The sequence below is a fragment of the Verrucomicrobiota bacterium genome (assembly GCA_016871675.1).
GTDB lineage: Bacteria > Verrucomicrobiota > Verrucomicrobiia > Limisphaerales > VHCN01 > VHCN01.
In genome coordinates this window covers 27,000-38,532 of sequence record VHCN01000029.1, presented here as the reverse complement: position 1 = coordinate 38,532, position 11,533 = coordinate 27,000, and the positions used below count along the sequence as shown (strand labels likewise).

Here is an 11,533-nt window from a genome sequence, read left to right as displayed (position 1 = left end):
AGGAGGGGCGGCTGCGCCCGACTCGGCCGCGAGCCTGGTCACGTGCTCGCAATGCGGCAAATCCGTCCCCGCGGATCAAGTCATCCGCTACGGCGAACAGGTCGTGTGCGCCGAGTGCAAGCCCGCCTTCGCGCAGCGCATCAAGGAGGGACTTGCGCCGACCTCGGGACTTCGCGGCAGTGTCTCGCCCGATGAAATCATCGCGCGCGATTACGATGTGAGCATCAGCGACGCCTTCAGTGCGGGCTGGGAGGCGGTGAAGGGGCAGTTCTGGCCGTGCATTGGCGCGACATGCCTCGTGTATCTCGTGCTGATGGTCGGCAACTTCATCCCTTTCATCGGCGGCATCGTGACGCTGATCATCCAAGGGCCGCTCATCGGCGGCTTGTATCTCTTTTACATCAAGCGCGTGCGCAATCAGGAGGCCACCATCGGCGACGCCTTCAGCGGGTTCGGTCCGCGGTTCCTGAATCTGATGCTGACGCAAGTGGTGACGAGCATCCTCGCCGGCTTGTGCATGATTCCCGGCATCGCGCTCCTGGTCATCGGCGGCCTCGTCGGCTGGCGCGGCGGGCGGATGGACTTCTCCGCGGGCGGTCCGCTCATGATCGTCGGCGGCCTCCTGCTGGTCCTTGCAATCTTCGTCCTTATCTATCTGAGCATCTGCTGGATGTTCGCAATCCCACTCGTCGCCGACAAGCGCATGGGCTTCTGGCAGGCCATGAACCTCAGCCGCAAGGTCGTCGGCAAGCACTGGTGGATGTGCTTCGCGCTGATGTTAGTCGGCGGCCTCTTCGCCGGGTTGGGAATTCTTGCCGTGTGCGTTGGTTTCCTCGTCACCATTTCGATCTTCATGGGCATGACGGCCAGCCTCTACGACAAAATCTTCGGCGACATGGCGCTGCAGGACGGTTGAGGTTAGACATGAACGCGCAGCCGCTGTCATGCCCGCGCTGCCATTCCGCCCTGGGGGGCGGTTTGCCCGAACTTTGCGCGCTGCGCCGCTGCCCGGCTTGCAATGCAGGACTTGAGGTTGCCGCGTTTCCCGCTTTGTTCCACCACGGCGAGCAGGGCAGGGCAGGGGAGTCCACGCAAGCCGAGGGCGAGGCCGCGTGCTTCTATCATCCCACCAAGCGGGCTGCCATCCCGTGCGACGCCTGCGGCAAATTCCTCTGCGCGCTCTGCGACATGGAGGTGTCCGGCCGCCACTATTGTCCCACGTGCCTCGAAAGCGGCGGCAAGAAGGGCAAGATCAAGACCCTTGAGCGCGCGCGCACCCGCCACGACTACGTGGTCATGTCCCTCGTGCTGGGAAGCGTGTTCTTCTGGCCGCTGGCGGTGGTCCTGTGTCCGGTCGCGCTCGGGCTCACGGTGAAGAATTGGAGCGCGCCCCCGAGCCTCGTGGCCAATACCAAGCTGCGGCTCGGCATCTGCGCCGTGCTCGCTGCGCTGCTGCTGTGCGCGAGCGCCGCGTTCTGGATCGGCCTCGCGCGCTCGAACTGACACGGCCATGCTTCGCCGCGACCCGACCTACAAGCGCGTCCGCGCCGGCGGGCGCGACATCACCGGCCGCGGCACTTACTGGCTCGCGGATGATCACCTGCTCGTCGTGCGCGAGGAGGGATTTCACGAGCGCTACCGTCGGTTCTACCTGCGCGACATCCACGCGCTCGTCATCAGCCACACACGCACGGGCATGGTCATCAACATCGTGCTTGGCGCCGTCGCCGCCTTCTGCGTGTTCGGGGCGCTGACGAGCACGCCGTTTGCGCTCATCTCGTTTCTCCTCGTCGTCGCGGCGATCGCGGCCTTGTTCCTTGCGATCAACGTGCTGCTTGGTCCCACGTGCGAGTGCGTCATGCGCACGGCGGTGCAGACGGAGCGGCTTCCCGGAATCGGCCGGCTTCGCGGCGCGCGCAAGTTATCCGCCGCGCTCGTGAAAGCCGCCGGCGAGTTGCAACGCGACATTCCTGTCGGCGCCGCGCCGCCGCCGCTGCCAGGTGCACCGGTGCCGGTCGCAAGGCCGCCCTCCGGCTTCGCCCCGGTCCCGCCGCTGCCGATCCGGCATTACCACGGCCGCGCGCACGCGATTGCCTTCACGCTGATGCTCGTGGATTCCGCCCTGGTGCTCGGCTACGCGTTGTTGGAGTACAAGGCCATCGAGTATCTCAACATGGCGCTCACGCTCGTGGAGCTCGGCTTCATCGTCGCGGCCATCGTGAAGCAGCAGGGCACCGACATGGCGGCGCCCGTCCGGCGCGTGCTCTGGACGACGGTCATCTACTACGCGCTCGGCATGGTGGCCGCGTTTGTGCTGGCCATCTACATCGGCATTTCGAGCGGTGACGAGGTGGACATCGAGAATCTCCGGCCGTCGAGCCACATCGCGCTGTTCACCCTCTATGTCGTGAGCAGTGGCTACCTGCTCGCCGCCGGGTTGATTGGATGGAGTGCGTTGATCCGCTTCCGCCGCGCGCAGCCGGGCGCAACTTCGTCGGCGTCCGTTCCCGGGTCCGGCAAGGCCGTTGACTCGGCACCGTCACCGGTGAAACCCTCCATCCCGCAACAAGTCCCGCCCCTGCCGCCGACGGACGCTCTGAACTGACGATGCTTCAACTCCACGAACAACGCTGCCTGCACCACACGCTCCGGGAGGCCGTGGCGCGGTGCCCGTCCTGCGCGCAGCACTTCTGCCGTGAGTGCGTGACGGAACACGACGGCGCGTTGCTCTGCGCCGGATGCCTGCGCAAGCTCACCACCGCCGTCGAAGAACGCAAGCGCCGCTGGGCGGGCGCGTCCCGCGCGGTCGCGGCGTGCGCGGGAGTGTTGCTCGCGTGGATGTGCTTCTACGTCGCAGGCCAGTGGCTTGTCTCGATGCCGTCCGAATTCCACGAGGGCACGCTCTGGAAGCGCGACCTGTTGTCCAAATGAGGCGGAACTCCAAGCGCATTGACGGGCTGAACGGCATGGAGCTGTTCGAGGAAGCCGCGCACCTGCTGCGGCAGGCACCACTTGGGCTGTGGCTCCGCTATTATCTCGGCGCCGCGCCCTTCGTGCTCGGGCTGCTGTTCTTCTGGGCGGACATGAGCCGCAACACGTGGGCCGAGGAACATCTGGTCGGCGCATCGCTCGGGCTTGCCGCGCTGTTCGTGTGGATGAAATGCTGGCAGGCGGTCTTCGTCGCGGGGCTTCGCGCGCACCTCGCGGGCGAACCGCAGCCGGAGTGGGACAGACCGCGCGTCTTGCGGATGATCGCCGTGCAGTCGTCGCTTCAACCCCTCGGATTCCTGCTCCTGCCCGTGACCCTGGTCACCGTGATCTTCTTCCCGCCGACGTTCAGCTTTTTTCAGTCGCTCACCGTCACGGGGTCGGGCGACATCGCGGGCATCCGCGCTGCCGCGAGTCGCGCGACGCGGCTGGGCTCGCTGTGGCCGGGCTTGAATTTCATGCTCGTCGCGCTGGGCGCTCTCGCGGCGTTCATGCTTTTCATCAACGTCGCCGCGCTGCTCGGCCTCTTCCCTCATCTGGTTCGGATTTTCCTCGGCATCGAGAGCACCTTCACACGCGCGGGGTCTTCGGCCATTCTGAACACCACCTTCCTCGCCGCCGTCGCGGGCGTCGCGTGGCTGCTGCTCGACCCGGTGCTCAAATCCGTGTGGCTGCTGCGATGCTTTTACGCGGAATCCGTCCAGTCCGGCGAAGACCTTCGCGTGAGTTTGAACCGTGCCGTCGCCCGCACCCGCGCCGTTGCGGGCGCGCTGGCCCTGATGATCGGGCTCATGGGGCCGATGCGGCTCACCGCAGGCGAGGCCCGGCCGCCCTCTCCCAAGCCCGCCCCCGCCGCACTCCCGTCCCAAGAGCTCGACCGGTCCATCGAGGAGGTGCTGCGACGCGCCGAGTATTCCTGGCGCCTCCCGCGCGAGCGCATGGCCGAGGCCCGGCCTGAGACCTGGTGGACGCGCTTCCTCAAGAACGTCGCCGACCAGCTCGAGAGCCTCCGCGTGTGGGTGGTGGAGAAGATCAACCAGTCTGCCAAGTGGTTGCGTGGGATCATGGACAAGTTGTTTCCGAACCGTTCCACGAACACCGGCGCCGGCACCGCCTGGGTCACGGGCGTGAACACCCTCGCCTTCCTCCTGCTTGCCATCGCGTTGTCCGCGCTCGCCATCCTCATTCTGCGCCTCTGGAAGCAGCGGCAGAAACGGATCATCGTCGCCGCCGAAGCCATCGCCGCGACGCCGGATTTGAATGACGAGAACACCGCCGCCGACCAGCTCCCCGAGGACGGCTGGCTCAAGCTTGCGCAGGACATGATGCAGCAGGGCAACTTGCGTCTCGCGCTCCGCGCCCTGTATCTCGCGAGCCTCGCGCACCTCGCGCACCGCGAGGTCGTGCGCATCGCGCGCTTCAAGACCAATCACGAATACGAGCGTGAAGTCCGCCGCCGCGCGCGCGCGCTGCCCGAATTGCAGGACGCCTTCGGACGCAACGTCGGTCGCATCGACCGCGCGTGGTATGGCCTGCACGAGGTCACCGGCGAGCAGCTCGGAGAATTCCGGGAGGACGTCGAGCGCATCCGCTCCATCGGCGCGCCAGCGGAGGTGAAGCGATGAAGCACGGCGCCAACCGTCTGCTGGTCGTCGCGCTGCCGCTGCTCGTCGTGGGCTTCGGGTGGGGACTTGCGACGCTGTTCGAGCTGCGCTTCGCGAGTGGCGACTTGTATCCCGCCTACTCGACGCTGCGCGCGGACCCGATGGGGAGCAAGGCGCTCTTCGACGGACTCGCCGACGTGCGCGGCATTGAGGCGCGGCGCTTTTACGGCCTGCCCGACCACATCGGCGACGGCCGCGACACGACGCTGTTCGTAATCGGCGCGTCCGTGGGCGCGCCGGAATTCGTGGATCCCGCCGAGGCGAAGGAACTCGAGGACTTCGTGCGCGGCGGCGGGCGGCTCGTGATGTCGTTCCGGCCGATCATGACATCGCCCGGCGCGTTCCGGCGCGAGTTGATGGAACTCGGCGAGAATGCATTCGACCCCGCGAACCAGGGGAAAAAGAAGGACAGTGCCGCGAAGAGGAAACCCGGGAAGTCCCCGCCCCCAAAGCCCGCGAAGCAGGACGCAAACGTGGACGAGTCCGCCGAGAAATCCGATGCGAAGTCCGGTGAGAAATCCGAAGCCCGGAAGCGCCCGCCCCGGCGCCGCTCGTTGCTCGGCGATGAGCGCCGGCTTCGCGCTGTGTCGCTCTACGAACGCTGGGGATTCAAGCGCGCCTTCCGCGACCTGCCCGAAAGCGCGGACCGCGACCCCGAGTCCGTGAACGTCACACGCAAGGATGCACCGCCCGACTTCCCGCCGCTGTTGACGTGGCACACCGCCGTGCACTTCAAGGAGCTCACCAACGCGTGGCGCGTGCTCTACGCGCGGGACGCCGACCCCGTGCTGATCGAGCGGCCGCTCGGCAAGGGCACGGTCGTCGTGTGCGCGGACGCGTGGCCGTTCAGCAACGAGGCGCTCCGCTCGGAACGGCGGCCGGCGCTGCTTGCGTGGTTCGCGGGCGCGAACCGGGTGATGCTCTTCGACGAGACGCACCACGGCATCGAGGCGCACCCCGGCGTCGCGGCGATGCTCCGGCGCTACAACCTGCACGGATTGCTCGGCGCGCTGCTGTTGCTCGCGTTGCTGCACATCTGGCGCAACGCCGTCCACTTCGTCCCGCCCCTGCACGAGGAGACCGCCGGAGGCGCGGGCGCCGTGCTCGGCAAGGATTCCGCGTCGGGCTTCGTGAACCTCCTGCGCCGGAGCATCCCGAGAGTGGAGCTCATCCACACCTGCTTCGCCGAGTGGAAAAAGTCCTGCGGGCATCAGCCGAAGAACCAGCGGCGCGCCGCCGAGATGCAAGGCGCGCTTGACTCGGGATTCGCGAAGATTGGCGGCACGGCGCATCCGGTCGATGCGTATCGGGAGCTGAGCCGGATCGCGACGGAGCAGAAATGATTTGCAACCCATGAACCCACAACTCGACCAACTCAAGGAAGTCCTCACCCGCGCCCGCGCCGAAGTCGCCAAGGTCATCATTGGCCAGGGCGACGTCGTGGACCGCGCCCTCATCTGCATCTTCACCAACCAGCACGCGCTCGTCGAAGGCGTGCCCGGCGTGGCCAAGACGCTGCTTGTGCGCACACTCGCGCGCGTGCTCGGCTGCGAGTTCTCGCGCATCCAGTTCACGCCCGACCTCATGCCGGCGGACATCACCGGCACGCACGTTTTCAACCTCCAGCGCAACGAGTTCACGCTCATCAAGGGGCCGGTGTTCACCTCGTTCCTGCTCGCGGACGAAGTCAACCGCGCGCCCGCCAAGACACAGTCCGCGCTGTTGCAGGCGATGCAGGAGCGGCTGGTGAGCATTGACCGCGACACGCACGCGTTGCCGGCAACGTTCACCGTGTTCGCCACGCAGAACCCGGTGGAATACGAGGGCACGTATCCGCTGCCCGAGGCGCAGAAGGACCGCTTCATGCTCAAGATCACGATGAACCCGCCCGAGCGCGACGAGGAGATCACGCTCGCCCGGCGAATGCTCGGCGCGGACACGCCGGAGGCGGCGCTCGCGAGCGGCGTGGTGCGGCAGGTCATCACGGAGTCCGCGCTCACGTCACTGCGTGGCGGGCTGAACCTCGTCACCGTCCGCGAGGAACTGCCCGCTTACATCGTGGACATCGTCCGCGCGTCGCGCACCCACGAGAGCGTTTTGGTTGGCGCCGGTCCGCGCGCGACGCAGGCACTGCTGCTGGCGAGCCGGGCATTCGCGGCGATCAGCGGGCGCGACTTCGTCACGCCCGACGACATCAAGGCGATGGCGCTTCCGGTGCTCGAGCACCGGCTCATTCTGCGGCCCGAGTTCGAGATCGAGGGGTTGAGCGTGAAGGAGGTCATCGAGAAGATTCTGGAACAGGTTGCTGTGCCGCGTTGAAGCCTGCCCATGAAATCGACCACAACCATGGACTGCGGCGGGAAGCGAAGCGCCCCGCCGCCTTGCCTGGCGAGGAACCGTCGGAAGGCGCTGTCGCCGCTGCGCTCTGCCACCGCACTCCAAAGCGGGCCGGTTTCGATGCGAGTCCATTCCCGCCCCGTTTGAGCCATGCTTGTTCCCCGCACGCGCCTCCTGTTCTCCACCGCCGCGGTGCTCGTGCCGTTTGGCGGCATCGCGGCGCTCATGCCCGACGCCGCGGTGGTCTCGTTTCTTCTGATGGGACTCTTCGTCGTGCTCGCGCTGATGGATGGCGTGCTCGCCTTCGGCAGCCTCGACGGCATTTCGGTCGAATTGCCGAAGGTCACCCGCTTGAGCAAGGACCGCGCGGCCAACCTCGACGTGCTCATCAAGAACGAACGGCCGCGCTCCAGGGAACTCCGCGTCGGCCTGCCGCTGCCGCGCGAAATCCCCTCGTCGCAGGAGGACATCACCACGGTGCTGCCGGTGAGCGCGAAACTCTCGCGCGTGCGGTGGGCGTGCGTGCCCGTGCGGCGCGGGCGCTTCCGCGTCGAGCGCTGTCACCTCGAGGGCGCGTCGCCGCTCGGGCTTTGGTCCGTGCGCGGTGTTTCGCCCGTGGATTCCGAGTTGCGCGTGTATCCGAACCTGATGGAGGAACGCAGCACGGTCTCGGCGCTCTTTCTGCGCCGCGGCGGATTTGGCGCGCACGTCCAGCGGCAGGTCGGCAAGGGGCGCGAGTTCGAGAAGCTCCGCGAGTATGCGCCGGGCGACGGTTTCGAGGACATCCACTGGAAGGCGACCGCCAAGCGCGGCCATCCGATCACGAAAGTCTTCCAGATCGAGCGCACGCAGGAAGTTTACGTGATCGTGGACGCGTCGCGGCTCAGCGCGCGGCAGGAGTTTCAAGGTCCAAGGTTCAAGGCCCGAGCTTCGAACCCACCGGAGCCGCCGGCGCAACGTGAGACCTTGAACCTGAAACCCGAAACGTCCGTGTTGGAGCGCTACCTCACCGCGGCGCTCGTGCTCGGGCTCGCCGCGGAGCAGCAGGGCGACCATTTTGGCCTGCTCACGTTCAGCGACCGCGTCCACAAGTTCATCCGCGCGAAGAATGGCCCCGACCATTACGCGGCCTGCCGCGACGCGATCTACACGCTGCAACCGCGGCTCGTGTCGCCGGACTTCGACGAACTGGCCACGTTCATCCGGCTGCGGATGCGGCGTCGCGCACTGCTTATCGTGCTCACGGCGCTGGACGACCCGTTGCTGGCCGAGCAGTTCACGCGCAGCCTTGACCTGTTCAGCCGCCAGCATCTGGTGCTCGTGAACATGATGCAGCCGCCGGGCGCGCAACCGCTGTTCAGCGATTCGAGCGTGGGCTCGCTCGACGACGTGTATCAGCGGCTCGGCGGCCACGTGCTCTGGCACAACCTGCGCGAACTGGACAAGACGCTGCAGCGGCGCGGCGTGCAATTCACCCTGCTCGAGAACGAACGGCTCTGCGCCCAGCTGGTCACCAATTACTTTAGCGTGAAACGCCGGCAATTGATTTAGAACGTGATCATCGATGTGGAAAAATTTGTGACCGCCGAGCGGCCGTTTTGGTCGGAGCTGGAGCAACTGCTTGGGCGTCTCGAGAACGAGCCGGGGTTTCAACCGGACCTCGCCCAGCTCCGGCGGCTGCACTACCTCTACGAACGCACGTCGTCGGACCTCGCGAAGATAGCGACCTTCTCGGCCGAGCCGGAGACGCGCGCCTTCCTCGAGAACCTCGTGGCGCGCGCATACGGCGAGATTCACGAGACGCGTCGACGCGGCCACCGCATACGGCCGGTGGAGTGGTTCATGGTCACGTTTCCGCGCACCTTCCGGCGGCACGCGCGGGCATTCTGGCTTGGCGTCATCATCACCCTGGCGGGCACCGCGCTCGGGGCGTTCGCGCTCATGTTCGACCCCGATGCGAAGGCGAGCGTGCTGCCGCGCATGTTTGCGAATCACCTCGGGGACCCGGCCAAGCGCGTCGCCGAGGAGGAAAAGTCCGGCGGCACCGCAGCCCATGCCGGCGCGAAGGCGAGATTCTCGGCGCACCTCATGCGGAACAACATCCAAGTGTCGGTTAACGCGATGGCTTTCGGTCTCACCTACGGCATCGGCACCATCGTGGTGCTCTTCTACAATGGCGTGATCCTCGGCCTCATCTGCGCGGACTACATCATTGCGGGGCAGTCGAAGTTTCTTGCGGCATGGCTGCTGCCGCACGGTTCGATTGAGATTCCCGCGATTCTCATCGCAGGGCAGGCGGGGCTCGTGCTTGCCTCGGCGCTGATCGGCCGCGGGAGCCGCGCGTCGCTGCGCGAGCGGTTGCGCCAGGCCGCGCCCGACCTTGCCACGCTCATCGGAGGCGTGGCGGTGATGCTGGTGTGGGCGGGATTCGTCGAGGCGTTTCTCTCGCAGTATCACGAGCCGGTGATTCCCTACTCGTTGAAGATCGCGTTCGGCGTGGTCGAACTGGGTGTGCTGTGGGTTTTCCTCGCGCGCGCGGGCCTCAAGCCGACGACGGACGAGCAGGCCGAGGGCGGATTGCCCGCGGCAAAACTCCCGCAATCGACGTGACCTCCCGCACCGCCACACTCGACATCCGCACGCCGGAAGGGATCGTGTTCTCGCTGCCGCTGGCTGGGCCGATGTTGCGGTTCATCGGGTTCGTCCTCGACACTTCGACCGTGAACGTGATCACGCAGGTGCTCGTCACGCTTGCGCTGGTCTTCATCATGGTCAGCCCCGACATCGTCATCGCGCTGCGCATCCTGCTGCCGTTTATCGTGCAGGTCGGCTACGGCATCGGGTGCGAGTGGTTGTGGCGCGGGCAGACGCTCGGCAAGTGGGTGCTCCGGATGCGCGTGATGGACGCGCAGGGATTGCGCCTGCAGTTCAGCCAGGTCGTGATGCGCAATCTTCTGCGGCCGGTGGATTCATTGCCGCTGCTCGGGTTTGTCGGCGCTGTTGCGATGTTCCTCAACCGCCACAACCAGCGGCTCGGAGACCTCGCGGCGAACACGGTCGTCGTCCGCCAGCCGCGCCTGCGCGAGCCGGACCTCGATCAACTGCTCTCGCGCAAATACAACTCGCTTCGCGATCACCCGCACCTCGAGGCGCGGCTGCGTCAGCGCGTTTCCCCGGCCGAGGCCGCAGTGGCGTTGCAAGCCCTGCTGCGCCGCGACGAACTGGACCCGTCCGCGCGCGTCGGACTTTTCAGCGAGATTGCCGCGCGGTTCCGGTCGCTCGTCGAATTCCCGCCCGAATCCACGGAGGGCCTCACGGACGAGCAGCACGTCCGCAACGTACTCGACGTCGTGTTCCGCGTCCGACGCGATGACCCGGCAGGAGCGGCGAAGTCCGCCGGGCGCGGCGAACTCGAAGAACTCGCGGGGAAATGACCATTGCGAGAAGGGCGGTGGAGGCCGCTGCCCTGAGCCGCGGCGTCCGGACCTCGATGACCGACTGTTTGGCTCCGGGAATTCATGCGCTCGCTCGCCAAGCCCGCCGTGTTGCGCGCCTCGCTGTGCGGGGGTGTGTTCACCGCACTCGCGTGCTGGCCGAGGCTGGCGCTGTGGTTCGAGCGACCGGACGCGCTTTCGTTCCTGCTCGCCGTCGTCTTCGTGTGCGGGTTTTTCCTCTGGAATTTTGTCTTCGGTTGGCACGGGCAGTATTCCGGACGGCCGGTGTTTGTGAAGCTGGAGCCGAAACTCTGGGCGGCGGTCACCGTGGCCGCGATAGTCGTGGCGCTCGCGAAGCTCTTCTTCACCGACCCCGTGTTGCGCCCGCTGCGGCCGGATGACTTCCCGAAGGACCTGCCGTCGCTTGCGGCTTCAATCCTGTTCGGAATCGGGCTGACCTCGTCGCTGCTGGTCTTTGCGCCGTTTGCGTTGTTTATGCGTCTCACGGGGCGTGAGCAGTGGTCCGCGGGCGGGACGATTCTCGTCGGCGTGTTCGTGGCGTTCGTCGCGGCAGGTTCGAAGCAACCGCCGCTTCCGGCGCACGTGCTGGCCGGTGTGCTTGCGGGTTGGGCGGCGGGGGGCGCGTGGGGCGTGTGGCTCTATCTGCGCGGGGGCGCGGGATTGGTCTGGTGGTGGCTCACGGTGATCCAGGCGCGGCACCTCGCGGAGGTGCTGTAAGCGGGCGACGGCCTTTACTTCGCGCGGAAGGTGATCCGCGCCTTGCCCAGATCATAGGGCGACATCTCGGCCTTGACCTTGTCCCCGACGGAGATGCGGATGAAGTGTTTGCGCATCTTGCCGGAGATGTGGGCGAGGACCACGTGGCCGTTCCCCAGCGCGACGCGGAACATGGTGCCGGGCAGCACCTGTGTGATCGTGCCGGTCAACTCAATCGGCTCTTCCTTCGGCATGGCGTCGGGCGGACAAATCGGTTTGTCCTGTCCGGCCGCCGGCTGTCTCCGGACGGCGTTGTTCCGGGCAGGTTTTCACACGAGACGGGCGACGATTTTCTGCGGTTACATTCGGGCCGGAGGCTGAATTTATGGTGGT

At 66.5% G+C, this 11,533-nt stretch carries 11 protein-coding genes; 10 read left to right on the top strand and 1 reads right to left on the bottom strand.

Going from position 1 to position 11,533, the window contains the following annotated elements; translation table 11 throughout:
- The first annotated feature begins 1,050 nt into the window (after positions 1-1,050).
- From FJ386_08255 to FJ386_08210, 10 genes are all read left to right on the top strand, one after another.
- Positions 1,051-1,503 carry a hypothetical protein gene (locus tag FJ386_08255; GenBank protein ID MBM3876693.1) on the top strand — a complete coding sequence of 151 codons (453 nt, stop codon included), beginning with the start codon at positions 1,051-1,053 and terminating at the stop codon, positions 1,501-1,503.
- Positions 1,504-1,510: 7 nt separating this feature from the next.
- On the top strand, positions 1,511-2,605 hold the full coding sequence (locus FJ386_08250) for a hypothetical protein (GenBank protein MBM3876692.1): 1,095 nt from the start codon (positions 1,511-1,513) through the stop codon (positions 2,603-2,605).
- A 2-nt stretch (positions 2,606-2,607) separates the two neighbouring features.
- Positions 2,608-2,931, top strand: coding sequence for a rhomboid family protein (locus FJ386_08245; protein MBM3876691.1), 324 nt, complete (start codon positions 2,608-2,610; stop codon positions 2,929-2,931).
- Positions 2,928-4,613 (top strand): DUF4129 domain-containing protein, encoded by a 1,686-nt coding sequence (locus FJ386_08240; protein MBM3876690.1) that lies wholly within the window; start codon positions 2,928-2,930, stop codon positions 4,611-4,613. Before FJ386_08245 ends, FJ386_08240 begins: the two co-directional genes overlap by 4 nt.
- Positions 4,610-5,995 (top strand): DUF4350 domain-containing protein, encoded by a 1,386-nt coding sequence (locus tag FJ386_08235; GenBank protein MBM3876689.1) that lies wholly within the window; start codon positions 4,610-4,612, stop codon positions 5,993-5,995. The genes FJ386_08240 and FJ386_08235 overlap by 4 nt, the downstream gene beginning before the upstream one ends.
- A gap of 10 nt (positions 5,996-6,005) precedes the next feature.
- Positions 6,006-6,971, top strand: coding sequence for a MoxR family ATPase (locus tag FJ386_08230; GenBank protein MBM3876688.1), 966 nt, complete (start codon positions 6,006-6,008; stop codon positions 6,969-6,971).
- Positions 6,972-7,139: 168 nt separating this feature from the next.
- Positions 7,140-8,540 (top strand): DUF58 domain-containing protein, encoded by a 1,401-nt coding sequence (locus tag FJ386_08225; protein ID MBM3876687.1) that lies wholly within the window; start codon positions 7,140-7,142, stop codon positions 8,538-8,540.
- A gap of 3 nt (positions 8,541-8,543) precedes the next feature.
- Positions 8,544-9,599: a stage II sporulation protein M gene (locus tag FJ386_08220; protein ID MBM3876686.1), complete on the top strand. Its 1,056-nt coding sequence runs from the start codon at positions 8,544-8,546 to the stop codon at positions 9,597-9,599.
- 71 nt (positions 9,600-9,670) lie between these two features.
- The gene (locus FJ386_08215; protein ID MBM3876685.1) at positions 9,671-10,423 is read left to right on the top strand and encodes an RDD family protein; all 753 of its coding nucleotides are present in this window, start codon (positions 9,671-9,673) and stop codon (positions 10,421-10,423) included.
- An 84-nt stretch (positions 10,424-10,507) separates the two neighbouring features.
- Entirely contained in the window at positions 10,508-11,161 is a 654-nt protein-coding gene (locus FJ386_08210) for a hypothetical protein (GenBank protein MBM3876684.1), read from the top strand.
- 14 nt (positions 11,162-11,175) lie between these two features.
- Here FJ386_08210 and infA read toward each other — a convergent pair whose 3' ends face one another.
- Positions 11,176-11,394 carry a translation initiation factor IF-1 gene (gene infA, locus FJ386_08205; GenBank protein ID MBM3876683.1) on the bottom strand — a complete coding sequence of 73 codons (219 nt, stop codon included), beginning with the start codon at positions 11,392-11,394 and terminating at the stop codon, positions 11,176-11,178.
- Positions 11,395-11,533: the final 139 nt, after the last annotated feature.